Source organism: Lysinibacillus sp. NPDC097287, assembly GCF_044761695.1.
Lineage (GTDB): Bacteria > Bacillota > Bacilli > Bacillales_A > Planococcaceae > Lysinibacillus.
This window is the reverse complement of sequence record NZ_JBIWCX010000004.1, coordinates 207,914-233,674: the sequence shown is the minus strand read 5'-3', so window position 1 is coordinate 233,674 and position 25,761 is coordinate 207,914. Positions and strand designations below refer to the sequence as shown.

Genomic DNA, 25,761 nt, shown 5'->3' with positions numbered 1-25,761 from the left:
CTAAATTAGCCAAGCTGGTCTTTTTTTTATCTCATAATTTCGAAATCGTCAGGTAAATCTATGTCGATGTTTCCGAATTCATCTGCCTCGTATATCGGTTTAATCACGAAGCTTTCTTCATCAAGCCTTGCTCCAAAGTAGTTACTTCGATATGAAAGTAAATACACTTCTTCGTTCCAACCATCCAATACAAAATACTCTCCATCTATTCGTATTATTTCCTGACCTAGTGGCGCGCGATAAAAGATTTGTTTGTGTATTTTTTTCTTCATAGTATCTCCTTTCTCTTATTTTCGACACTTTCCCTTATTCATATTTTATTAGGTAATAGTTGGAAAGTACATACATAATTTTAAGTTTTCACTTGTCAAAACAAGAACGGTTGTTCTATTATATATACAAACAACTGTTCGTGTTTATAAAAGGAGAGTGTGGAAGGTGAAGGAGCAATTAATAAAAGCTATGCAACGTAATCAATTGATTGACATGATGTATGTATCAAAGAGTGGGGAAGTTACAAAGCGTCGTATTAAAATCATTAAATTAGTCGGTGATTCGTTTCAATCGTTCTGTTTCGTTAAACATGCCAAGCGTACATTTATTATTGATAATGTTTTAGCGGTACTTCCAGTTCTGAACAAGGAGCGTGAGGTTGTATGATTAATTTCTATCAACGTGATCAACTGCATCAATTTATAATCTTAGAATTAGCGATTCAATCTTTGCAGTGTGACTATAAAACATTGGAGCAGTTGAAAATGAAAGCAATCTACTTACCTTTCGTGGAAAGTTTAATGAAAAATGTGAAACAGGATTATTTCAATTTGAAGCACCAACTAGCTAAACAAAAGATACGAGTTGTCGGTTGGCAACAAATCGATGACCATTTTAGTGAAGTGTGCATAGCTACAGCGGGGGAAGATGAAGTGTTTCGTTATGCTAAACAAGCGTTGAAAACTCAAGTTGAACAATTATTAATAAACTATATGAGCAAATGACCAGGACTCATTATTAATGTGAGGCCTGTTTTTTATGTAAATAAAAAGCCACTCGGGTGAGTGACTAGTCATTTAAAGATTCATGTTGTTTGAAGCCTGGTGCAATCGCTTCTAAATCTAAAGCTTCGTAATTATCCCAGTTAACTTTTTTGAACGTTTCTTCGTCCATCATAATTGCTAATACTACACCCATTTCTTCATTGGCATATTGATCAGTTAATAGCGCTTGCCATCTAATTGTTGCAGAAGTTACTTCATCTAGTTTTGATAAGCCCGCAAATATCTCAGCAGAATCATTTAACATGGTACGTTTAGAACCTTCATGAGCCTTCTCATCATCTATAATAATAGATACGATACCTTCATTTGATTTAACTTCAAATTTATCTTTTGTTACAGATTTAACAACTTTATCGATTGGATTTTCTTCCTTAACCTCAGCTGTAACAGGTTCCTCTTTAATTTCTGCCAGATCTTCATCAGGTGCTACATCCTTAGCTGGAGTCGCTTCTTCTCCACACGCTGTTAATAATAATGTCGATAGTGCTCCGATATAAAATAATTTCTTCATATACAAAACCTTCCTTTCAATTACCATTTTAGGAAAGTATGTATAGAAAGTATACATAAAAAAACAGACAACATTAATTGTTATCTGCTGCTTTATCTATATCGACCTGTTTTGCTTTATTGATTACTTCCTCGAAAGCAGATGTAATTTCCTCTATTGTAAACCCTGCCTCTAGTAATTCCTTTGTTGTTTCTTCTAGCTTGTTCACTTAATTACTTCCTTGTCTTTTAAATCTTCGTACCATCTTCCATCACGAAATATGCCTCAAACTTCATATCTAACAAACCTGCAATTTTACGTAATTCTTCTTCATTAAAATTATTTCGTTTTAATTTCTTCGATAAGTTCGGCTGAGATACTTCTAGTTTTTCAGCTAGTTGCGTCAAAGTCATACCTCTTTTAATAATGGCAATCCGTATCTTTTCACTCATTTCATTCATCATCATCCCTCCTAACAGTTATATTCATATCCTCATTATATATGAATTAATCCATATTGGAAATAAATATATCCAAAAAGTTATAATAAAGTGTTGCAATTATAACTAATTGGATATATATTTAATTCAATAAGGAAAAAATATAACTAATTATTCATGAAATGAGGTGAAAAGCAAATGACATTCGAATATCTTGCAACATACACAACATTCGATTCAGTAGCAGACATGGATAAGAGTGTGAAGGACCATATAGCAGCACATTACTACGATTTAACTGAATCAGAACGTGCCATCGTGATCGCACTTTCGCAGCGTTCATTAATGTACCCAGGTGCTTCGCATCTAAAAGCAGAGACAATCGCTGATGCAACTGGAACATCTAGAAGTACAGTCATGAGAGCAATCAAGAAATTGATTGAATTAGGCATCATCGAAAAAGTAGCGCAAACAAAGTTGAACGGAATCAAAGGTGCAAGCATTTATAAAATTTTACCTTACAGTGACACATCGACAATGAAACATCGAGAGACAGTTGATGAAGCTAGTAATGATGCGGTTTGCCCTCCACAATCTGAAAACCTATCTTTTAACTCTTTTAATCTTTTAAGTTCTAAACAAGCAAATAATATTATGTGTTTGGAAAATGAATTGGCTTTGCAAGCTGAAAAGAAAAAAGAGTACATGAATGAGTATCAGCAGATGCTATTTGATTTCATGCATTCATTGCCATTAGCAGATAACTTAAAAGATGAATTACACAAAGTTGTAATAGCTTCACAGATTGATAGTATGAAAGATTTCTTAGCAGCTAAGAATATTATTTTCAAGATTGCTATGGATATTAAGGAAGGTGTACTGACAGTTACCAGTACATTACGTGCAGTATTTGTAGGAGCGTACAGCAAAGCGATTGAACGTCGTACTAATAGGAAGGTTATCAATTCATCATCTGTGGAAGACAAGTCAAATAGAGAGCGCCCAGTACCGTTTTACAACTGGTTGAATGAACGTGATGGTTGTCCACAAGTTATTAATAGTAGGCCATTTAATTTAGAAAATTGGTTGGAATGGTAGCATGGTATCAAAAAAGAATTCATTAAAGTATTGAACGGTACCAGTGTATCCAAAAAAGTGCTAAAATTTAGTATGTATTTAACTTTTAACTATTGTGATTATTTTAAGCAATTGAAAAATAAGGAGGTTTACCATGAAGGATACAACAGAAAATTCTATTAAAAGATTATCAGAATTAAATTTCATAGTTATTATGATAGGAATAACATTTATTATTATAGGATTATCAAGTTTGTTTGGCATTACTGCTATAAATTCAATGTTTGTCCTCGCGATTTCGTTGTCAGGTACATTTTTTGTGTCTGCAGATATTGTTCAATATCTATCAGATACTAATTCATCTAAAAGGACAGTAGTAAGGAGCTTACAAGCTTTAAAAAGCATAAGTCTAGCTTGTTCTATACTTTCGCTTTTGACATTGCCATTCTTAAATATACAGTTAGAAAATGCAGAGATATTAGCTACTGCCTTCTCAATTATTGCAGTTGGACTAACTATTATTAATCTAAGTCTTAATCATAAAAAAATACAAAATGCAACCCTTGGTATGATAATAAGTGGATGGGATAAATCCGGGGAACAAACAGAACAAGCAATGAAACAAACAGAACAAGCAATGAAACAAACAGAAGATGCAATGAAAAATGCAGAAGATGCACAGGCATTGGTTGAAAGACTTTTAAATGAAATAGAGCAAGAAAAAATAAAATAAATATTTCCTAATAAAGATAATAAATATAAGAAAAGACCACTCCGTGATGGGTGGTCTTAATTTTTGCTCATATTATAGAAGAAAGACCACCTGTGATAGGCGGTCTAATCAATTTGTATTTATATAAGAAATACATGCGTTTTGGTAAATGTATACATAAAAAACAGACAACAGTAATTAGTAATCTAAAGGGTTAATATCGCTAATCAAGAAGCTTTTTTTATTTGTAAAGAGACTTATCTTCGATAATTCCCAAAACGTATTCCTTCTTTTTCCTCCTAAAGGTATAATTCAGATATAAACTTAGGAGGAATTAAAATGACTTTTATTAAAAAACATAAAAAGAGAATTTATATGTTTTATCTAACTTTATTATTTGTATATTCAGTGATTAATGTAAGATTATTAATAAATGATGCAAGTAAAAACGAATTTTTAATATATAATGGTGTAACTTTATGTTCATTTTTAATTGTGTTTGCAGGATACAAATATTTTTCTGATACATTAGAAACTTTAGCTTTCATGATAATATTAGTGGGTTTTTGTATACCACTATCGATTATATTATTTCGTGATTATTTATTAGATAAATGGAAATTAGATGAATTAGGTCCTATAGGGGATCTTATCGGTGGTTCGACTATTTCTTTTTTGACATTAGCTTCAATACTGTTAATTATTGAAACAATTAGAACTCAACGTAATGAAATGCAGGAAAGCAGAAAAGAATTTGAAGAACAAACTATTCAAATGGAAAAACAAAATTATAATTCGGAAGTTTATTTTATTCACAATAATAAAATAAACTATATCCAAAACTTAAGTGTAGCAGTGAGTGATGATTTAGTTGGGAAATTAGGGAGACATGAAGAAGTTTCAAATATAGTAAGGAGGAATGAAATAAAAGGAGCAGATATATTAGAGCTTATATATTACACGTATGATAATGTTATAGATTTTTCTGATTTTAAGAATGAAATTATAAAAATATATTATAAGTCTATACCTTATTTGTTTAATCAAAACAATACGTTATTTGAATTGAGTATGCAATATTACACAAAAAACATAAAAATTTCGAATAGTAATGTAGATAATACAAAAATGGAGTACATAGAGAATAATGAAGTGTTGAGTGAATTTAAAATTAGTAAAGAAGCTAAAAATTTAGTTCTTAATATGGATTATTTTGAAAGGAAAATAATGATTAAGATTGCAGAACAAAATAGTGCTTATAATGAATTTCAAACGATAAAAGAAGAATCAATTATACTAAAAGATAAAGTAAATACTTTTAGAGAACTTTTATCTGATAATTTTTCTAATTACAAAAAAATAGTAGTAAAAATAGATGAAGAGAAACAACGTGGATTTAATGAAATGGATATGCTAGAAGTTCAAAGTAATAAACTTATGAAAAAGTATAAAGAATTAAGGGAATCAAAAGGGGATTTTAATGAACGTCTAGATATAATGAAAAAAATCCCTGATTATCAAAGGAAACAAGTTCAAAATGAATTTTATCATGAATGGATAATTTATAATAATAATTTAGAGAAACTTAAAATAATAAATGATTTTATTGATGTGAAAAACATACCTGAAGATGAAAAATATAGACTCATATATAGTGCCTTAGAAATAGAGAATATAAAAAAATGCTTTTTAGATTCCGTAAGTAAAATTGAAAAATATCTTCATATGGAGTTAAAAGGGATAAGACATGATATTTCGAGAATTCCAAATTTCTATTCTGAATTAGTAAATGAAAGTGATTTTGATTTTTCTTTAATAGAAGAAATAGAGAAAAAAATAAAAAGACGATTATTACAGGTGGAGTCTACATTCGATTTTAATTTTTTGTCAGAAGAAATTGCTAAGATAATTACATTAATTCCATATGGAATGAAAGATGTATTATCCCATTACAATTATTTTGGAGAATAGTATTATAGCTAGTGAATTGATAAGTAGTTTAATCCAAGTTGTACAGTAATTGTGTTAATAAAAGCAATGTATTCTAATATCAAAATGAAAAAATTCTTTAATCGATAACAAGCTTATCGCTATACCATACATTAATAATATAAATACAAAATAAGACCACTCCGTAATGGGTGGTCTTTTTTATTGTCAGTACTTAATAATTCTCATGGGTTTATACCTATATTCAATTGTATATATTGTGTAGAAAGGGGGGATACACATGGCAAACACAATGTTTTTAGGCGCAACACTTCGCTTAAAGTATATTGCTGGTCACAACGAGAAAAGTGAGCCGATTTTCACATCGAAGACGTACCGAAACTTAAATAACTCACACACAGCGGAGAATTTACTAGCGGTAGCAACTGCAATCGCAAGTCTATCTTCACAGCCACTTGATAGTGTTGCAAAGCAAGAAACGACAGATTTATCGTAACTGCTATTGAATGGCAGAAAACAGAGGAGGTGACGAAAAATGACACAAGTATTAGAACTTCAATTTGAAACATCGACTGGAAAAACTTCAACGATCACGATAGATACACCAAAACAGGATGTGACAGCTGAAGAAATTAAGCAAGTAATGCAAACTATTATTACCGCAAATGTTTTTGAAGTACAAGCCGGTACTTTTGTAGCTATGAAAGGGGCTCGAATTGTTGATCGACAAGTTTCACCATTTGAATTAGAAGTTGTGTAAGTCAAAAAATGGTCTTTGCGGTGAATGCTGCAAAGACCAATTTTAAGAAAGGGGGAAACGTTTATGGAGCAATGGCTGAATATGGTGTCTGATATAGGCTTTCCAATTTTGGTGTCATTTTATCTGCTACACCGAGTGGAAGTAAAACTAGACGCGATTCACGACGTTCTCTTGGCGTTAAAGTGAAGTCTGACTTCACAAATATGTACGAAAGCTGTCACGTTGAACTCTTGTCATCGCTTACATCATTCGATAAGATGAAAATAGTGTAAGTTAGGGAGTGAGTAGAGATGAAGAGTAAGATATTGGGATTAGTGATGCTGCTCGCAATAACAGCTGTGCTTAGTGCATGTGGTAATGTGAAGTTTAAAGCGGACTATAATTATGAAATGCAAGAATTCGAGCATGTCAATCAACGAAATGAAACCGTTTCGCTCGAAAGTTTAAAAGGTAAGCCGTGGTTAGGGATGTACATTTTCACGAATTGTAATACGGTTTGTACTCCAATGACCTTCAATATGACGCAAATTCAAGAAAAGCTCATGAAAAAGGGTGTTGAAGATTATAATATTGTTGCCTTTTCGGTAGATCCTGAAGTAGATACACCAGAGGTTTTAACAGATTACTTAAATCGCTATAATGTTCCAGATGAATCTAAATGGAACTTACTGACAGGGTATTCACAAAAATATATCGAACAATACGCAGCAAAATCAACAAAATTGATAGTTAAGGATGATCCAAGAAATGACCAAGTAACGCATGCGGTGTCTTTTTTCTTAGTGGATAAAGACGGTGTGCTTGTCAAGCAGTATAGGGGTTATGATGAGGATGCGTCACAGGTGCCAATCGATACTATGGTTGTGGATTTAGAAACATATATAGAAGAAAACTTATAGTTGCAAGCTAGTGCTACTTTTTTGTAGTACTGGCTTTTTTTATTAGGTACATAAATAAACTTTCATGTTGTGAGCTACAAAATGTTGGCCACTGAAAAAGTCTAAACTAGGATTTTTTATATCAAATTTTTTGCATAGTATTATTTTCCTATGCAAGGATTTACCTTTACGCTATGCCTGATGAAAGCGAACGCTAGAGCGCTAAATCCTTAAGGTTATATTATTATTAGAGAATTTATTAATAAAATAATTCTTCATTGCCTTGACAAAATGTAGATGCACTTTTTTGATATTAGGAAAAATCCTTAAAGTTTCGAATGATGCTCAACTCAATTAGAAGTATAATGGATGTTGTTGGAAGAAGTGACGATATAATTAAATGACAAGAAAGATTGAGTGTGGCTTGTAAATGTAGTTTAGAAATTCCAAGTAAATTAATTGTGGAGGCAGATTATGCAGATCCAATTTGGTGCGGGTATTGTCGTGCGAATTTAGAAATTGATGATTTTAAATTAACAAATAGCTTGCAAAATGCATTTTCTAACTGATTAAGAGTATTTGTAGAATGTTTTCGTAGGATGGATAGTGAAGAGAAAGAATATGTTTTGGCGTTAATTTCGAAACAATATGAGGTTGGGATGGAGCTAACTGATAGAGTGAGGGAGGAACTTGGCGAAAATTATACGAGTACTTTTCATCCAGTGAAGTATTATTCCGGCATTACTGAATAAGTTGCCGATAGATTTTAATAGTGCTATAAAAATTCAAGTAGGAAGGACAAATGTATATGAATATTGCTACGACATACTTAAAGGTGATTCAAGAAAGATTTCAGGCTGTCAAAGAACTAGGTGATAAAACAATTGCACAATTGGAACATGAGCAACTGCACTGGTCTTACAATGAAGATTCCAATAGTATTGCTGTAATCGTTAAACATATGAGCGGCAATATGGTGTCTAGATGGACAGACTTTTTAACGACTGATGGGGAAAAGCAAACAAGAGATCGTGATGATGAATTCTACGATAGCCTTACTTCAAAAGAAGAGTTAGTACAGGTTTGGGAAGATGGCTGGCAAGTATTCTTTGACACATTAAAAGGGTTAACCGAAGAAGATTTACTGAAAGTTGTGAAGATACGAGGAGCACAGCATACGGTGGTAGAGGCGATTGAACGACAAATGGCGCATTATGCAATGCATGTTGGTCAAATCGTCTACATTGGTAAGCAAATTAAAGGGGAAGAATGGGAAACGTTGAGTATTCCTAAAGGGCAATCTAAGTCTTTCACAGAGGCGATGTTGAAGGATCATAAATAATCGGCAAGTGGTAAAAGGAATCGTAGCCAACAAACAGGCTACGATTTTTAATAGTTTAGGAAAAGTAAAATTGGTACATCGAGCTTTCCCCATCAATTGCATTTGCAATATCAAAGGCTTCTTGTTGGTTTTTATGATTATTCATGATTTCGTAAATGAATTTCACAACAAACATTCCCATCTATGTAATCATCAAGCCCTATATAAGAATGACAACCACTCTTAAGGAATGATTTTGCTATTTGTTTGTCACCTAATGTACAATCAGCTGCTATTATCTTTATATTTTCTTAAATAGAAAATCGCATTATATCTTGTTCATCAAAAAATTCTCCTCTAAGATCACCATCCTCATAGATATCCTCACTTAGTTCAGGCATACAAAGGCAACATTAATCTTCATGGAAATTTAAAATTAGATAATCCATTTTATAATTGTTCATTAGTGATATCCAAAATATACCGCAAATATTTACCTCTAAATTTTAGTTTTCTGCGTAATTTATGGATTTTATACACAATAAAATTTAACAAAACGATGCACTAGAACTGTTGTTTTTTTGAGTATAGATAATGATAGAACTATATCTATACCGACAGTTTGTTGCCATTATACTCCCACTACATATTACCTTTGACCTATTTATCTTTTGCTCTTATAATCTTCTCGTAGTCACATAGATGGCTAAACTAATAATCACTTAAAAAATTTATTTGGAGGTTTTATTATGAGTAAAATTAAAAATAAATGGATTGTTAGCGCAGCATCAGCGGCATTAGTAGCATCAGCAATCGTACCAGTAGCAAGCGCAGCAAGCTTTTCAGATATCGAAAACAATGATCACAAGGATGCAATTTTAGCATTAGCTGACGCTGGAATTATCAGCGGTTATCCTGATGGTACATTCAAACCAAATGCTATTGTAACTCGTGGTAATGTAACAAAATTATTAGGTAAATGGTTAGTCTCTGAGGGGTACCAAATTCCAGCGGACTACAAAACTGTAGCTCGTTTCTCTGACTTACCAGTAGATTTCGCAGACGAAGAATTAGTACAATACGCAGCACTTGTTAAGGATGCTGGCATATTCAAAGGTTCTAACAATCAATTAATGCACGTAAACAACATGTCTCGTGAGCAAATGGCTGTTGTATTAGTACGTGCTCTAAAAACTGTATATAATGTTGATTTAGTAGCTGACTATAAAGCAGCTAACTTCCAATCTCAAATGACAGATTTAGATAAAGCAAATGCTGACGAAAATCGTGAAGCGATCATCGCATTAGAATATGCAAAACTTACAAATGTAACTACATTTAATCCGAAAAACTCTTTAACTCGTGGTCAATTCGCGTCATTCTTACACCGCTCAATTACAAATGTTGCTCCAGCGGGTGTAGAGGTAGACTCAGTAACTGCAGTTAACGGTACACTAACTGTTACATTAGCAGATGTGGCAACAGATGTTGCTGTAGAAGATTTCAAAGTAACTCAAGCAATCAATGGTGGTACAGCTACAGAAGTAACACCTTCAGCAGTAGCTCTTTCTCAAGATGGATTAACTGTTACATTAACAGTTGACCAAGTAGCAGCAGAACAAACTACTAATCAATCTGTTGTTTATACTGTAAACAACGTTGCTGCACCTGCATTTGAAGTTGAAGCTTTAAATCTAGCTGTAGGTTCAGTAAACGTAATTAACGCTACTCAAGCTGTAGTAGAATTCAATAAAGCTGTAGATGAAGATTCAGTAATTGACTCTACAACTAAAGCGGTGAAAAATGTTACATTTAGATCTTTAGATGGTCATGAAGTTGAAAATAGTACTGGGGAATTATCTCAAGATGGTAAAACATTAACTATTACAGCAGGTAAAGCAACAAACGGTGGCGCTCAAACTGTATTCGAAGGCCGTTACGATATCATCATCGATGGCGTACAAGATACGAACGGTAACGCTATCGTAAAATACGAATCTAGTAGCGTTGATTTTGGTAAAGATACAACTGCACCAACAATCACAAATGTAGAGGAAGTAAACACTTCTAAAGTAAAAGTAAACTTCTCTGAGCCATTGTCTGTTGAAGGTAACTGGACATTTACAGACGCTAATGATGACCCAGTGGCAGTTACTACATCATTCACTGAAGGCGATTCTGCAGTAGTATTAACAATTGATGGTTCAGTTGATATTGGTACAGAAATTACAGCTACAGTTACTGATGCAAAAGACCAAGCTGGTAACCTAATCGACCCTAACCCAGCATCAGTGAAATTCACTAATGGTGATAAAGACAGCGTAGCGCCAGAAGTGACATCAGTAACAGCTACAGATAGCAATACTGTAACAGTTGTTTTCGATATGGAAGTTGAAGAGGTTTCTGCAACAACAAAAGAAAACTACTCAATTCAAGACTTAGAAATCGAAAATGCTGAATTAAGTGATGATGAAAACGGTGTTGCTAATACAGTAACATTAACACTTAAAAAAGGTACGAACACTACAGATGGTGACCGTGACCTTACAATTGAAAACGTAAAATCTAAAAATGGTGTAGTAATGAATACAGTAACTAAAACAGTTGCTGATATGAAAGAAAACGTTGCACCAACAGTAGTAAGTGCAAAATATGCTGACACATCTGCAGATCCTGTAACTGAGTTAGTACTTACTTTCTCAGAAGCAGTAACAGTAAGTGAAAATGCATTTGAATTATTTGTAGGCGACGCTCAAGATGCTCTTCAAGGTGTAACTACAGCAGCAGTAACTACAGCAGCTGAAGAAGTAGTAGTAACAGTATCATTATCAGCTGAAGATATCGCAAAAGGTATCACAGTGAAGCTAGCTGATGGTGCAATTGTAAAAGATGTAAATCTTAATGAATTAGATTTCACATCAATTGAAGCAACTAACTAATTCATATGAATAAGTAAACTTCGAAAAAGGCTTAGGGAAACCTAAGCCTTTTTCGAATATTTATTTTAACAGTATAGTGAATTAACTTTATGTTTGTTTAATATAGGAGAATCTGTTGCCAATCTTTTCTTTTATATAACTGAAATAATGCTAAAGATTAATCTATATTATTCTTGAATGAGCTCTAACATCTAACTAAAGGTGTTTGGATTTTTTATATTCTACAAAATCATTCAAGAAGTAATTCAATATGCAAAAAAACAAGATAATACGGTACCAGCAAAGTGATTAGGGTATTTTAATTTCTAATAGGAATAAAAAGGCGGTTAATAGTTACTAGCTGTGATTTTGCGAATAAGTTTCTGCATCAAGGTATCTATAATAATATTTTATTGTCAACCCAAGTAATAGAATTTGTTGACGGAAAATTCCGAAACTAAAAAAGTGGTTTAACGTATTATTAGTAGTAGAATATAAAAATAGTAAGGGGATGGGCAGGTGAAGAATCAAAAATTATTTCAGGAAGCATTAATAATCGATTTAATGATGGGTGCAATTATTGCCACACCAATTACTCAAGCAGCAATAGGAGGGCTATACAAAGGAATACGAAGTTGATGTACAAAGTTTACCGATCTATCGCCAAATGATGAGTACTACGGTGCGAAAAAACAGGATAAACGGAATTATACAGGTGTGATTTCGAATGTGAGGTGAAGAAGATGTATAGAGGAATTGGGTGTAGCATTCCTAACGAACATGGGCAAAGTTTAGGGAATATATTAGCACCGGTGGATTTAGCAAAGCATGTGTGGAAGCTTGGCAATAGTGAGGCTTATTTTGTAGAACAGAATAATTTCGCTGAATCGTTTTTCTCTGATGATGATTATGAGCGAGGAATTGATGGAGCAGATTTACAGAAGAGGCTCCACAAAAATACGTATTACACGATTTTTGTGGACTTGCAAGGCTATCCAAGTGATCAGTTTACAGCGATAACTACGTATGAGGATTTTTTGAAAAGTGATTGTGAAATTGTTATTTTACTCACGGACTGTACGTATTTTAATTTTTATTGCAAAAATCCACAATTAATTGAGAAGCTATATAATCATGCAAAGGCTCAGCAATTTGACGACCTTCAATATTTAACTGAAGAAAACGATGGTCGGACTAAATGGAGCGTTTGGTAAATAACTAGTAAAATAATCCTTAGAAAAGTCAATGCAATTTGATAGGAGTTTTTATATTTGTCATATGTTTTCTATTATTTTATATAATTGCTAGAAGGGCCATAGGAGGAAATAAAGACATGCGATATACTCGATAGGACTATACAGATTTAGGAATAGAGGGTGCACTATGAAACTTACAGTTGAACGTAAGCTACAATTTGCTTTTGGTATCGTATTAACATTTCTTATTTTGATTGCAGGGATCTCTATATATTATTTAGATTCAAATAGTAAAACACTTGCAACAATTGAGAAGGATACTGAGCTAATTCATCTATATAATGATATTTCTTTCCAGACTGTGCGTGCGAATGCAGCAATTCGAGGGTACATGTTATATGGTAAGGAAGAAATGCTAAAAAATCATAATGAAATTCGTGATACTTTACATAGTTCTATTAAGCGCATTAAAGATTTAGGCCAAAATGACGCAGAGTTTGAAAAGTTTTTAGTGCAGCTAAGTGAGTGGGAAAAGCCGATTGATGAGGACATAGTACCCCTTTTTCAAAGTGGAGATAAAGAAAAGGCACAGCAATTAGCTTTACCGGTTCTTGGTGATGGCTCACAAAAGCTAGTCGTTTTCGGGAAATCGATGGCTACAGCAAAAAATGAAGATATGATGGCAAATATCGCTAAAACGAAGGCCCAGGGGTTACTGAGTGCGAAAGAAATTGGTGGTTTGTTAATTGTTTCATTGCTGGTTAGCATCATTATTGCGACAGTTTTTGGTCGTCGAGTAGCGAAAAACATTCAACAAACTGTTGCGGAAATGGATAAGTTTTCAAACGGTGATTTAAAAACGCATCTCCAATTTAAAACAAAGGATGAGTTTGCACTACTGGCCAAATCCTTTAACAAAATGTCTGAGAAACTGCGTTATACGATGAAGCAAGTCGGGGATTCGTCCGAACAAGTTGCTGCAACGTCTGAACAGCTGACTGCGAGCAGTATGGAAGTAACGCAAGCAACTGAAGTCGTTACAGAATCTATTCAAGATATTGCACAAGGAATTGAAAAGCAGGATACTTTGACAGCCGATGTGAAGGGTCTATCTTCTCATATTTTACAAAAAATGAATGAGATTTCAACAAGCATCGAAAATGTCAATGATGCGACAGGATCCACAAAAAATATGGCGAGTGCTGGACGTGCATCAGTGCGAAATGTTATTGATCAAATGAATGAAATATCCGATAACACAGCTGAGCTAACTACACGTGTGAAAGATTTAGACGATAATACAGCAGCGATTGCTTCTGCCGTTAATGTCATTAAGAGCATTGCCACACAAACAAATTTACTAGCCATCAATGCCTCGATTGAAGCGGCACGAAGCGGCGAGCATGGTAAAGGCTTTGCTGTCGTGGCGGAGGAAGTTCGAAAGCTGGCGGACGAATCAAATCTAGCAGCAGGTGATATCGAAAAAGTAGTTGCTCAAATTACGGAGAGTACTCGTATTATTGAAGAAGATATGGAACAAAGCAACGACTCCGTAACAGTCGGACGTGAAAAAGTAAACGTTGCACGTGATAATTTCCTTCAAATTGACGGTGCCATCGACGACGTAGAACAGCAAACTCTAGCTGTAACAGCAGCCATTCGAGAAATTCATCAAGATATTGAAAAGCTTGTAAAAGAAATCGATTATATTAGCGAAGTTTCAATGCAATCAAGTGGCAACGTCCAAAGTGTCGCAGCCTCTTCTGAAGAACAAAACGCCGCCATGGAAGAAGTAGCCGCGGCTTCCACACACCTTTCCAAAATGGCGATTGATCTGCAAGAATCGATCCAGTCATTTAAATACTAATAAAATGAATCCCCAAGTATCAGTGAACTTCATAGTGAGATACTTGGGGATTTATTGTATAAGAAATTATTTCTGTTGAAATTCCTTGGAATTAAATGTAATAAATAGGGTTTTGGCATTGAGTCGGGAGAGTTTTGCTCAACATATGAGGAGAGTCGCTCAAGATTGGCAGCAGGTCGCTCAACAATGGAGAGAAGTCGCTCAAGTTTGGCAACAGGTCGCTCAACATTGGGGAGTGGCGCATAACTTGAACAGGAAGTTGACATTAGTTTCGGCAACTAGATGATTATTTGAAATAAACGCTCAATATACATTTTAGGAGGAATAGAATGAAAACAATTGGACTGATTGGTGGAATGAGCTGGGAATCTTCAGCTGAATATTATCGTCTTATCAATACGGAAGTGAAGCGACAACTTGGTGGTTTGCATTCCGCAACATGCATTTTGTATAGTGTAGATTTTCAAGAAATTGAGCATTATCAGGCACAAGGGGAATGGGAAAAGGCTGGGACCGTATTAGGAGAAGCGGCATATTCCTTAGAAAAAGCAGGTGCTGATTTCATTGTGATTTGTACAAATACAATGCATAAAGTTGTTGATTTAATTGAGGGGAAAATCGACATTCCCATTTTACATATTGCAGATGCTACAGCTAAAGAAATACAAAAAGCGGGTTTAAAAACAATCGGTTTACTCGGTACGAAATATACGATGGAACAAGCATTTTACAAAACAAAAATCATAGAGCAGGGAATAGAAGTTATTGTGCCGTATGAAGAGGAACGGGATGGCGTCAATCGTATTATCTATGAAGAATTATGTCTAGGAATTATTGAACAGTCATCAAAAGAATACTATTTACAAGTTATGCAAAAGTTAATTGAAGAGGGGGCACAAGGCATTATTCTTGGCTGTACGGAGATTGGTTTACTCATTAAACAAGATGAAGTAAGCGTACCTGTTTTTGATACAACTGTGATCCATGCCATTGCAGCAGTAAATCAAGCAATTAAAAAATAAAAACATGAAAATCTCCATGCCAGAAAGATAGTATGGAGATTTTTGTATAAATGTAGATAATCGAGGTGGCGCGTGACCGCTTCGTTAAGGGAAGAAATGATTCGTGAAGTCAAAGGGCCGCTCTGTTAAAGGAAAGTAGAAATCCAAAATGCCAAAGAAATACTCATTCACGCAGATGTAAGCTATTCCCCGGAAAGATTTATACCTGTTTCCTAGTAGAATTTCAAAAGGAGTAATTGAAATAGATAATATACCAATATACCTAAATGTAAATCTAGTAAAATATGCTCTATAAAAGACTAAAGAATCGCCGATGACAGTCGATATAGTAAAGGATTACTTTGAGATTATTTTTTACATACTTTGAGGGGGAAAAATCATGAAGTGGACAATTGGAAAAAAAGTAGGGATTTCATTCTCCATCATTATGCTCATAATATTGTTGATGAGTGGGATTGCTATAAAAAGCGCGTTTACTTTGAATGAAAATACAACGACACTCAACAATTATATTATTCCAGAAATAAACTTGTTGAATCAAATTAAGACTCAAACTGATAACATGTATATTAGCACTCAGCAAAGTTTGATTGCTGAAGATTTACCATATAAAGAACAATATGCTGAAGAAGTAGCGGCGATTAATAAGCAAATCGACCAATCTTTGACTTTATATAATGAAGATGTGGAAACAGATCAGAAAAAAGCAGTATTTGAACAGTTTAAATCGGACTGGGATAATTTAGTAGAGTTGAATAGTGAAACAATTCGTTTAAACATCGCTGGTGATATGGGACAAGCGATACAAAAATATTATGAAGTAGATACTATCTTTAAAAAAATGCAAGAAAGTCTTGATGAATTAATGGCTATACTCGATCAACAATCCGAAGAAATTCACAATCAGGGGACAGCTGAATTTAAAAGTACGTTTATTTTTCAAATTGCAGCGAGTGTTGTTTCTCTTCTATTGACGATTGGGATTATATATTTCTTTGTTCGTGCGATTAAAAGACCTGTCGAATTGTTATCAGAACAAGCTAAACAATTAGCAGATGGAAATTTAGCAATTGAACCAGTAAATATCAATAATAGAGATGAAATTGGTCAACTTGGGACTGATTTTAATAGTATGCTTGCAAATTTTAAAGGTTTAATTGGGAGTTTACAAGAGCATATTCAAACTGTAGCCTCTACTTCTGAAGAACTGTCTGCGAGTGCCGACGAAACAACTAGAGCGACAGAACAAATTACAAGAGCTATGGTAGATGTTTCAGAAGGGGCAGACCAACAAGTTCAAGGTGCAAGAACTAGTAATGAAGCAATCTCTGAAATGGTTGCAGGGATGGACCAGGCAACTTCTTCGGTTCTAGCAGTATCGGACTTAGCAGTATCAACTAAGGAGTACACTTTAGTTGGGTCAAACATGATGGATCAAACGATGAAACAGATGATGAACATCCAACATTCTTCTGACACGACATCAAAAGTCGTTCAATCGTTAGGCGAAAAATCAACCGAAATTAGTCAAATTGTAGGGCTGATTACAGCAATTGCCGATCAAACAAATCTCCTAGCATTAAATGCAGCAATTGAGGCAGCAAGGGCTGGCGAGTATGGGAAAGGGTTTGCTGTAGTAGCAGATGAAGTCAGAACATTAGCAGAAAATTCATCAGTGGCAGCCAATCAAATTCGTGAGGTCATTTTATCAATTCAACATGAAGTCACTGAAGCAATAAGCGCGATGGAAAAATCGACGACTAACGTCAATGAAGGTATTACATTAGTGAAGAAATCAGAAGATAACTTCCAAGGGATTTCTTCGATGATTGAAGATGTATCTAGTCAAACTGAAAATATTTCTGCATTTATTGAACAATTAAGTGCAAATACCTTTAGTATAAAAGAGCAAATTAATGAAGTATCTACTTTATCAGAAAATTCGTCTGGTAAAGCACAAACAGTTGCTGCAGCAGCAGAGGAACAGAATGCAACAATGGAAGAAATCTCGACTTCTGCACGAACTTTAGGTCAGTTATCATCTGAGCTACAAGAGATGGTGCGTAAGTTTAGATTATAGATCAAATAATATACTAAAGCACTACATGTCGAAGTGTCTCTCAATGATGAAGAGCAAATAGACTTGTAGTGCTTTTTATTTGTGAGAAGGGAAGCGAAAAGTAAGGTTTTTTATGTTTTTAGAATTATTAGCAAATAACTTCCTATCTGAAGAAAATATGCAATTTGCATTGGAATAAACATTGAAATTTCAAAGGAAGTAAGTTTTCTATGCCTCTTAATTTTTTTCGGGTGTCTATATTAAAAAAATGAACATACTACCAATAGTTATACAGGTGCTTCTTGTATTGATTCGAGGAGCAAATCACCTCACATGGAAAGCTAAAAAGAACTACATAATGAATTTTGACAGACTTAGTTTACTGGAGGCATTATATGTTACAAAATCGCATCAAAGAAATACTTTTAATCATCATAGGGTCCCTAATATTCGCGATTGGCATTAACTATTTCGCAATCCCGAACCGGTTATCAGAAGGCGGAGTCATTGGGATTACCGTTGTCACCTATTATTTATTCGAATGGTCGCCAGGTGTAGTGAACTTTGGCATCAATGCTATTCTTTTAGCGTTAGGCTATAAGTTTTTCGACAAAAAGACGACAATTTATACAGTACTAGGCATTATTTTTTCGTCACTATTTCTGTACATGACAGAAGACGTGGGATATCAGGTAAATGGTGACACCTTGCTGGCTGCTCTATTCGCGGGCGTTTTTGTGGGTCTTGGGCTAGGGATGATGTTTAGGGCAGGCGGGACTTCAGGAGGATCAGCCATCTTGGCCCGGCTAGCCAATCAATATTTAGGCTGGAGTTTAGGGAAAGGTGTTCTTGTCATTGATATCGTCGTTATTGCAGCATCTGTTTTTATTATTGGGCAGGAAAAGGCCATGTACACACTAGTGGCTGTGTTCATAGGTGCAAAAGTGATTGATTATGTGATTGAAGGATTGAATAGCCGTACGGCAGTGACAATCATTTCCGATCATTCAGAGGAGATTCGCCAATACATCATAGACAATATGACGCGTGGTGTGACAATTCTAGAAGGTCGTGGTGGCTATAGCCAGAATCAAAAAGAAGTTCTTTATATTGTCATTAACCAACCGGAACTAATGCAATTGAAAAAAGCTGTCAGCAGTGTAGATGAACAGGCGTTTGTTGTCGTACATGATGTCCGTGATGTATTGGGCAATGGTTTTAAAGTTAGCTGATGTTGAAGACTCGTGAATGGTCTCAAATGAAAACGGATATTGTTTCTCATCTAGTATATGTACCAATAAAGAAGTGTTTGCGGTAATGATAACTGATCGTGCACATATTAAAGGTTAAGAAAAGGGCCTGCTTTGATAGATTTTTTATAAAGAGTAGATAAGAAATGAGGGTAGAAATGAGTAAAATAGATCTTTTTATCAAGAACGCTAATGTATTGACTTTAGACAGCCAAAACCGCCGTGCTGGTTCTGTCGCTGTATCTGATGGGAAAATTATTGGTATTTGGGCAGAAGGTGAACCAGCTAAAGGTGAAATTAACCTATCTGTTCAAACAAGTGTTGTTGATTTGCAAGGGGCTACGCTTATACCTGGATTTATTGATACGCATAATCACATTTTAATGTATGGCGAGCTAAAGGAGCAGTTAGATTGTAGCCCATCACTTCATAAATCTATTCAAGATGTTTTAGCGGTTGTTGGTACAAAAGCAAAGGAATTACCAGACGGCGAATGGATTAAAGGTTTTGGCTATGATGATACATTGATTATTGAAAAACGGCATCTCACATGCGAAGACTTAGATCAAGTCGCTCCTCATAATCCTGTAATTATTACGCATATTTCTGGACATGTGGCTACAGTGAATTCACTTGCTCTGCAAATAGCAGGGATAAGGAATGATATCTCTGACCCTCCTGGAGGTCATTTCGGTCGAGATGAGAAAGGGCAACTTAATGGCGTTCTTTATGACCATGCAATGGAACCTATCACTAATGTTTTACCGAAAAGAACAGTTGGTGATTTGGTCCAATCCATACGAAATGCTGCTCAAGATTATGTAGCACAAGGAATAACGACGAATACAGATGCAGCTATCTCTGGAAAAGATGATTTTGAAGCCCATATACAAGCAGCTAAAAAAAGCATTAATCCTATGAGAACGCAGTTAATGATTATGCATCATCTACTTAATGATGGAGAGATTTTCGGCCAGTATTCTGCTGCTCAACTGAATCAAGAAATTCAAGAGAAATCCGGTGGTCGGGCTAAATTAGATAGTGCAAAGTTGTTTCAAGATGGCTCTATTCAAGCCTTTACAGGGGCATTACGAGAACCCTATTATCAAAATCCCGATATTACTGGTGAATTGATTCATCAGCAAGAAGTTCTAAATAAATTGGTATTGGATCTTCATCAACGTGGTTTTCGCATCGCTACTCATGGAAATGGCGACCGAGCTATTGGTTCAATATTAGAAGCCTATTCATATGCACTTACAAATGGTGGTCAACGTGATCACCGTCACCGTATTGAACATGTGCAAACAGCTACACCAAAAGATATAGCAATGATGCAAAAGCTTGGTGTTGCTGCTTCTTTCTTCATTAATCATGTGTATTATTGGGGAGATAGACATCGACAAATCTTTCTTGGGCCTGAACGGGCAAAGCGTATTAGTCCATTGCATGAAGCAGTGGATGCCAATCTTTTGTTTACGCTCCACTCAGATTGTCCAGTCACGCCTATTTCACCGTTGTTTTCTGTGTGGGCAGCTGTTAATCGCTTCACGAAGGACGGCTATGTATTGGGAGCTGACCAGCGTATTGATGTAGAAAAAGCATTAAAATCCATGACTAGCTATGGCGCCAAAATGAATTTTGATGAAGATGTATCAGGAAGTATTGAGATTGGTAAAAATGCTGATTTTGCTGTATTAGAAGCGGATCCGACTACCGTAAATCCAGTGGAAATAAAGGATATTTCCATCCTTGCTACGTATATTGATGGACGTCCAGTATATGGACAAGGGAAGATTAGAACTACTTAATAAAATATACAGTTTGTTGTATATAAATACTTGTATTAGAAATTATTTGAAATACAAAAAGGGCGTCTCGAGTACGATTGAGACGGCCCTTTTTCACTAAATAAATATTTTTTAGAAAACTTATTGAATAGTATTCTATAATAGATAGAATAAAGAAGCACCACTTGAAAGAGGAGAAGATAATTTGCGTTTATTAATTACAATACTACTGGCAATATTTTTAACTGCTTGTAGTTCAGAAACTGCAGAGAATGTATCAAATAATGAAAAAGAAGATGACAATGTTGTGGGAAGTGAAGTGGAGCAGGAGTTATTTACTTTTCGTTTAACTAGTGAGAAGGCTCAATATCAGTCGGGAGAAAAGCCGAATATTGTCGCTGCACTCACTTATAAGGGTGATGATAAAGTAGAACTTGGACATGGTGGTTCGTGGGTATTGCTAAATACGACGAATTTGTCAACCGATTATCGATACGATGCTATGATGACTTTATCAGATAACATGACGCCAATCGAAAATGGGCAAACTATTACAGAGCAATTTCACTTCTCTGGTGGAACATATGACGGATTAAAGGGTGGAAATGTGTATACAGAAGAAGAATTTTTTCAAATGGCTGAAATGAATTTCCCTCCTGGACAGTAAAAAATTGAAGGACGTACAGATTTTGATATTAAAGGGGAAGACACAAGATATAACTAGGAGACTGCAATTATATTTGAGGTTGTTGAATAAGGTAGAGGAGGTATCTTGTAGTTTCATTTCTCCATCTAAACAAGGGATTGACTGACCTTAATAGAGTGAATAATGAGGTGGAATCGTATGGCTAAAATTGATAACATGATGGCAATTCTATGGATGTTGAATGCAGGTAGGAAGATTACTGCAAAACAGATATCTGAAAAGTTAGAGATTAATATAAGGACTGTTTACCGTTATATTGATGCACTTTCTGCCAGTGGTGTGCCGATTATATCTGAAACAGGTCATAATGGGGGATATACCCTACTGAATAATTTTATTGATAGTCCTCTTCTTTTTGATGTTGATGAGCAAACTGCATTACTACATGCTGCTGATTTTGCAAAAGAAGCTGGATATTTTTCAGGGGAAGCATTAAACAGCGCAACATCAAAGCTAAAAATATATTCAACTCAAGAGCAAGAGAAGATGGTCAAGCAACAGTTAGAAGGGCTTGAAGTAATAAGTCCGATTGGAAAATTATCTATGGAGCCAATATTGAAGAAATTAGAGCAAAGTATAGTAAACGAAACATCTGTAGAAATTGAATACCATACAAGTCGTGAAGAGCACACTAAACGTAGGATTGTTGATCCATATGGAATTCTTTATTGGAAAAACAACTGGTATGTCATTGCATTTTGTCATCTTAGGAATGAAATGCGCAGTTTTAGAGTGGTTCGAATTATCAGTATCATTCAAACAGAATTTACCTTCAATCGTCCAAAGAATTTTTCGGCCAGTGAATTTTTTATGAAAAACCTACTTCCTAAAGTAGAAGAGAAGCAAAAGCTAATACCGCTAGTGCTTAGTGGGAAGACAAGTGCGTTGGATAACTTATGCCAGCATTGGTTTTTAGGACATCATTTCAAAGAACGGACTTCAACGAAAGTGATATTTCTACTAGAAGAAGAAGCAATTCATACATATGTGCCTAATTTACTTTTACCCTATGGCAAATCTATTCAAGTAATTGAACCAATAAGTTTGAAGCAAAAGATTATTGAAGTTCTATATGAGTTGATTAATTATTATCAAGTTTGAAAACTTTACTGACGGAGGATGTCAGTAAAGTTTTTTTATAATAGGGTATATCAATCAATTTATTACAAAAGGAGTGCGTATTATGCTTACAAAAAAAGTGTATCTTTATGTATTTGATACGATGTCAGACTGGGAGGTAGGTTATTTAATTGCTGAACTCAACTCGGGAAGATATTTTAAAAAAGAAATAGCGCCTTTAGAGGTGGTTACAGTAGGTATTGATAAAAATCCAGTTACTACAATGGGAGGGGTGAAAATACTACCTAGGATATCTATTGAAGAGTGTATTTTGGAAAGTACTGATCTTATAGTCCTTCCAGGGGGGAATACTTGGTTAGAGGAAATTCACGAACCCATATTGAAAAAAGTTTCTAAATCTCTAAAAGAAGGAACAGTTGTTGCGGCGATTTGTGGTGCAACAGTGGGGCTAGCAAAGGTGGGATTGTTAGATTCAAGAAAGCATACAAGCAACGATTTAGAATATCTGAAAATGATTTGTCCTAATTATAGTGGAGAAAATTATTATGAAATGGAACCAGCAGTAACTGATAAGAATTTAATTACTGCATCAGGAATAGCTCCATTGGAATTTGCGATGCATGTATTGAAGGTGCTCGATGTATTTGCACCAGAAACATTACATTCATGGTTTAGCCTTTATAAGACTCATGAACCAAAATACTTCTTCGAGTTAATGAATTCTATCAAATAGTTAATCAGTTAAATAATTTACATTGAAAATATCGACTTAGCATTAGTATGAAGAACTATATTATAAGTAGAATCTTTAGTAAGAATTAGTATTCAAATAACGGAAGACCTTTCTTCAATAGGCCCTCTTAGTTTAATACTACTATTTTAATATAAATCAATACCCTTTATTAAATCTGATTTTATGTTGTATTGAAACCTATGATTTAATTAGTGACAAACTTTGAGGAAACATCCATAAAAAAAGACGTGCAGCATTTACCTGCACGTCATAAATCATTTGTGATCTTCTTCTTCCCAGCATTCTGTGTTTTTTAATCCTGGAATAGATTTAGCATAAAACACTGGGTTTTTCCCTTGTTTACGTTGCTTCGTAAAGTCGTCTAACACACGGAAAGCTATTCGACCTAATAACACAATGATGATAATGTTTATCATGGCCATCATACCCATAAATAAATCAGCTAAGTTCCATACAAGAGAAATTTGTGCAACAGAACCGAACATCACCATTGCTAGAACAAGAATGCGGTAACCAGTCAACCAACCTTTATGTGCATTCATAAATTCGATATTTGTTTCCCCGTAATAGTAATTTCCTACAATCGAGCTAAACGCGAAGAATACAATGGCAATTGCGATAAAGTATGGAGCCCAGCTTCCTACATGTACAGCAAGAGAATTTTGAGTCAGGACAATTCCGTTACTTTCCCCTGTACTATAAAGACCTGCTAAAATAATAATGAATGCAGTTGCCGAACAAATGATAATCGTATCAAAAAATACGCCAAGACTTTGCACGAGCCCCTGTTTAGCAGGGTGTGAAGAACTTGCAGTTGCAGCAGCATTTGGGACACTACCCATACCAGCTTCATTTGAGAATAAACCGCGGCGTACACCTTGCATAATCGCTACCCCAAGAGCTCCACCGGCTGCTTCTTGCAGTCCGAATGCTTGAGTAATGATTAGATTGAAGACTCCTGGGATTTCCGATATATTTGTTGCAATCACGTATAGCGCGATAAGTAAATAGAATATGGCCATCACAGGGACAATTACTTGAGTAACTTTCACTATTCTATGTACGCCACCAAAAATAATCATAGCTGTTAGCACAACTAATATAGCCCCGATGATAGCTGGGTTAATATTAAATGCCTCACCAACAGAAGTAGCAATTGTATTGGATTGTACGGCATTAAAGATAAAGCCAAAGCTTAATGTTAAAAGAATACTGAAAATAATTGCCAATTTACGTTGTCCTAGCGCTTTTTCCATGTAGTAAGCAGGTCCACCACGGAATGTGTCACCATCACGTACTTTGTAAACTTGAGCAAGTGTACTTTCAATAAATGCAGTTGCCATCCCGATAATAGCTATTAACCACATCCAGAAGACAGCTCCAGGTCCACCAACTCCGATAGCAAGTGCAACCCCTGTAATATTTCCTGTACCTACGCGAGAAGCGGTACTAATAGTAAATGCCTGGAACGCAGAGACACCTTCGTCTTTATCCTTTTTCTCTACAATCAATCGGAACATTTCACCAAACAATCGAAATTGTACAAATTTAGTTCCTATTGTGAAATAGAATCCAGCACCTAGTAGTAATACGATTAATATATAGGTCCATAAAACATTATTGGTTTCATTAACTAAATTTTCAATCCATTCCATATATCTGCCTCCTTTTTTGCATAGCTCTAATTTTATACTATTTTTGAATAAACAATCAACTTAAAAGCAAAAAAATGCTGTTTTGATAACTAAAATACCGTCTTTAGGTTTATATTCTAACAATTCACAAAAAGGAGAAAAGTACGATTTAATAATCTATTCAATCTTTATGTGTACAATTTGACAGCTATTCAGGAAGTTCTGTAAAATAAATAATCTTAAGTATTCTATTTCTATACTTGAATAGAACTTTAATAGGATAGGGTACTGGAAAATTTAGAAGGCGAGATGGAACTATGAATCTTCACTTTTGTGAAGTAACGCCGAATAACTGGCGTGCAGTCGCTGCTTTAGAAGTAGCACAAGATCAGCAGGAATTTATTGAAAGCAATGCATTTTCTTTAGCAGAGTCATTGTATGAAGGAAAAGGAACGTCTATAGGATTGTATGACGGAGAAACACTTGTCGGATATGCAATGTATGGCTGGTATTCTGAAAAAGAGGAAAGTGTATGGCTAGACCGCTTTATGATCGACCAAAAGTTCCAAGGAAAAGGCTATGCAAAACGATTTTTAGTTTTGTTAATCGAGCATTTTCAGCAATTATATGATTGTAAAAAAATTTATTTAAGTCTACATCCAGATAACAAGCTAGCGATGAAGATATATGAATCGTTCGGCTTCCGCTTAACAGGTGAAATTGATGATAGTGGCCCAGTTGTAGGGGTTGTGATGGAGTTACTAATATGTGAGAAAAATTGAATGAAGACATCTTAATA

At 34.9% G+C, this 25,761-nt stretch carries 28 protein-coding genes; 23 read left to right on the top strand and 5 right to left on the bottom strand.

What is annotated here, in order from left to right; all coding sequences use genetic code 11:
• Window positions 1–26: 26 nt before the first annotated feature.
• A complete protein-coding gene (locus ACIQ2D_RS08575; RefSeq protein WP_402862353.1) occupies window positions 27–272 on the bottom strand; it encodes a hypothetical protein in 246 nt (81 codons plus the stop codon).
• Between the two features lie 166 nt (window positions 273–438).
• Between ACIQ2D_RS08575 and ACIQ2D_RS08570 the strand changes: the two genes are divergently transcribed.
• Complete coding sequence (locus tag ACIQ2D_RS08570) at window positions 439–660, top strand: transcriptional regulator (protein ID WP_402862350.1); 222 nt, start codon at window positions 439–441, stop codon at window positions 658–660.
• Window positions 657–998: a YhjD family protein gene (locus ACIQ2D_RS08565; RefSeq protein WP_402862347.1), complete on the top strand. Its 342-nt coding sequence runs from the start codon at window positions 657–659 to the stop codon at window positions 996–998. The genes ACIQ2D_RS08570 and ACIQ2D_RS08565 overlap by 4 nt, the downstream gene beginning before the upstream one ends.
• A gap of 64 nt (window positions 999–1,062) precedes the next feature.
• Here ACIQ2D_RS08565 and ACIQ2D_RS08560 read toward each other — a convergent pair whose 3' ends face one another.
• The 3 genes from ACIQ2D_RS08560 to ACIQ2D_RS08550 form a co-directional block, all read right to left on the bottom strand.
• A complete protein-coding gene (locus tag ACIQ2D_RS08560) occupies window positions 1,063–1,569 on the bottom strand; it encodes a hypothetical protein (protein WP_402862344.1) in 507 nt (168 codons plus the stop codon).
• A gap of 73 nt (window positions 1,570–1,642) precedes the next feature.
• The gene (locus ACIQ2D_RS08555; protein ID WP_402862341.1) at window positions 1,643–1,777 is read right to left on the bottom strand and encodes a hypothetical protein; all 135 of its coding nucleotides are present in this window, start codon (window positions 1,775–1,777) and stop codon (window positions 1,643–1,645) included.
• 19 nt (window positions 1,778–1,796) lie between these two features.
• Window positions 1,797–2,009 carry a helix-turn-helix domain-containing protein gene (locus ACIQ2D_RS08550; protein ID WP_402862338.1) on the bottom strand — a complete coding sequence of 71 codons (213 nt, stop codon included), beginning with the start codon at window positions 2,007–2,009 and terminating at the stop codon, window positions 1,797–1,799.
• A gap of 177 nt (window positions 2,010–2,186) precedes the next feature.
• Here ACIQ2D_RS08550 and ACIQ2D_RS08545 point away from each other — a divergent pair, with 177 nt between their 5' ends.
• From ACIQ2D_RS08545 to ACIQ2D_RS08450, 20 genes are all read left to right on the top strand, one after another.
• Window positions 2,187–3,086: a helix-turn-helix transcriptional regulator gene (locus ACIQ2D_RS08545; RefSeq protein ID WP_402862335.1), complete on the top strand. Its 900-nt coding sequence runs from the start codon at window positions 2,187–2,189 to the stop codon at window positions 3,084–3,086.
• Between the two features lie 133 nt (window positions 3,087–3,219).
• Window positions 3,220–3,798 carry a hypothetical protein gene (locus ACIQ2D_RS08540; RefSeq protein WP_402862332.1) on the top strand — a complete coding sequence of 193 codons (579 nt, stop codon included), beginning with the start codon at window positions 3,220–3,222 and terminating at the stop codon, window positions 3,796–3,798.
• Window positions 3,799–4,116: 318 nt separating this feature from the next.
• Window positions 4,117–5,748, top strand: coding sequence for a hypothetical protein (locus ACIQ2D_RS08535; protein WP_402862329.1), 1,632 nt, complete (start codon window positions 4,117–4,119; stop codon window positions 5,746–5,748).
• 259 nt (window positions 5,749–6,007) lie between these two features.
• The gene (locus ACIQ2D_RS08530) at window positions 6,008–6,223 is read left to right on the top strand and encodes a DUF1659 domain-containing protein (protein ID WP_402862326.1); all 216 of its coding nucleotides are present in this window, start codon (window positions 6,008–6,010) and stop codon (window positions 6,221–6,223) included.
• A 39-nt stretch (window positions 6,224–6,262) separates the two neighbouring features.
• Complete coding sequence (locus ACIQ2D_RS08525; protein WP_402862323.1) at window positions 6,263–6,487, top strand: DUF2922 domain-containing protein; 225 nt, start codon at window positions 6,263–6,265, stop codon at window positions 6,485–6,487.
• A gap of 63 nt (window positions 6,488–6,550) precedes the next feature.
• Entirely contained in the window at window positions 6,551–6,673 is a 123-nt protein-coding gene (locus ACIQ2D_RS08520) for a YvrJ family protein (protein WP_082332620.1), read from the top strand.
• A 104-nt stretch (window positions 6,674–6,777) separates the two neighbouring features.
• Window positions 6,778–7,386 carry an SCO family protein gene (locus ACIQ2D_RS08515; protein ID WP_402862319.1) on the top strand — a complete coding sequence of 203 codons (609 nt, stop codon included), beginning with the start codon at window positions 6,778–6,780 and terminating at the stop codon, window positions 7,384–7,386.
• A 398-nt stretch (window positions 7,387–7,784) separates the two neighbouring features.
• On the top strand, window positions 7,785–7,934 hold the full coding sequence (locus ACIQ2D_RS08510; RefSeq protein ID WP_402862316.1) for a hypothetical protein: 150 nt from the start codon (window positions 7,785–7,787) through the stop codon (window positions 7,932–7,934).
• Window positions 7,935–7,964: 30 nt separating this feature from the next.
• Entirely contained in the window at window positions 7,965–8,117 is a 153-nt protein-coding gene (locus tag ACIQ2D_RS08505; RefSeq protein ID WP_402862313.1) for a hypothetical protein, read from the top strand.
• Between the two features lie 56 nt (window positions 8,118–8,173).
• On the top strand, window positions 8,174–8,707 hold the full coding sequence (locus ACIQ2D_RS08500) for a DUF1572 family protein (RefSeq protein ID WP_402862632.1): 534 nt from the start codon (window positions 8,174–8,176) through the stop codon (window positions 8,705–8,707).
• 728 nt (window positions 8,708–9,435) lie between these two features.
• The gene (locus tag ACIQ2D_RS08495; protein WP_402862310.1) at window positions 9,436–11,625 is read left to right on the top strand and encodes an S-layer homology domain-containing protein; all 2,190 of its coding nucleotides are present in this window, start codon (window positions 9,436–9,438) and stop codon (window positions 11,623–11,625) included.
• A gap of 722 nt (window positions 11,626–12,347) precedes the next feature.
• A complete protein-coding gene (locus ACIQ2D_RS08490; RefSeq protein ID WP_402862307.1) occupies window positions 12,348–12,818 on the top strand; it encodes a DUF2691 family protein in 471 nt (156 codons plus the stop codon).
• 169 nt (window positions 12,819–12,987) lie between these two features.
• Window positions 12,988–14,667, top strand: a complete 1,680-nt coding sequence (locus ACIQ2D_RS08485; RefSeq protein WP_402862304.1) for a methyl-accepting chemotaxis protein — start codon at window positions 12,988–12,990, stop codon at window positions 14,665–14,667.
• 329 nt (window positions 14,668–14,996) lie between these two features.
• On the top strand, window positions 14,997–15,689 hold the full coding sequence (locus ACIQ2D_RS08480; RefSeq protein ID WP_402862301.1) for an aspartate/glutamate racemase family protein: 693 nt from the start codon (window positions 14,997–14,999) through the stop codon (window positions 15,687–15,689).
• 379 nt (window positions 15,690–16,068) lie between these two features.
• Window positions 16,069–17,769, top strand: coding sequence for a methyl-accepting chemotaxis protein (locus tag ACIQ2D_RS08475; protein WP_402862298.1), 1,701 nt, complete (start codon window positions 16,069–16,071; stop codon window positions 17,767–17,769).
• A 374-nt stretch (window positions 17,770–18,143) separates the two neighbouring features.
• Window positions 18,144–18,980 carry a YitT family protein gene (locus ACIQ2D_RS08470; protein WP_402862295.1) on the top strand — a complete coding sequence of 279 codons (837 nt, stop codon included), beginning with the start codon at window positions 18,144–18,146 and terminating at the stop codon, window positions 18,978–18,980.
• A gap of 176 nt (window positions 18,981–19,156) precedes the next feature.
• The gene (locus ACIQ2D_RS08465) at window positions 19,157–20,809 is read left to right on the top strand and encodes an amidohydrolase (protein ID WP_402862292.1); all 1,653 of its coding nucleotides are present in this window, start codon (window positions 19,157–19,159) and stop codon (window positions 20,807–20,809) included.
• Between the two features lie 184 nt (window positions 20,810–20,993).
• A complete protein-coding gene (locus tag ACIQ2D_RS08460; RefSeq protein WP_402862289.1) occupies window positions 20,994–21,455 on the top strand; it encodes a hypothetical protein in 462 nt (153 codons plus the stop codon).
• Between the two features lie 177 nt (window positions 21,456–21,632).
• Window positions 21,633–22,595, top strand: coding sequence for a helix-turn-helix transcriptional regulator (locus ACIQ2D_RS08455; protein WP_402862286.1), 963 nt, complete (start codon window positions 21,633–21,635; stop codon window positions 22,593–22,595).
• 82 nt (window positions 22,596–22,677) lie between these two features.
• A complete protein-coding gene (locus ACIQ2D_RS08450) occupies window positions 22,678–23,307 on the top strand; it encodes a type 1 glutamine amidotransferase family protein (RefSeq protein WP_402862283.1) in 630 nt (209 codons plus the stop codon).
• A gap of 275 nt (window positions 23,308–23,582) precedes the next feature.
• Here the strand turns inward: ACIQ2D_RS08450 and ACIQ2D_RS08445 are convergent, their stop codons facing one another.
• Window positions 23,583–24,983: an alanine/glycine:cation symporter family protein gene (locus tag ACIQ2D_RS08445; RefSeq protein WP_402862277.1), complete on the bottom strand. Its 1,401-nt coding sequence runs from the start codon at window positions 24,981–24,983 to the stop codon at window positions 23,583–23,585.
• A 296-nt stretch (window positions 24,984–25,279) separates the two neighbouring features.
• Between ACIQ2D_RS08445 and ACIQ2D_RS08440 the strand changes: the two genes are divergently transcribed.
• A complete protein-coding gene (locus ACIQ2D_RS08440; RefSeq protein WP_402862274.1) occupies window positions 25,280–25,744 on the top strand; it encodes a GNAT family N-acetyltransferase in 465 nt (154 codons plus the stop codon).
• Window positions 25,745–25,761: the final 17 nt, after the last annotated feature.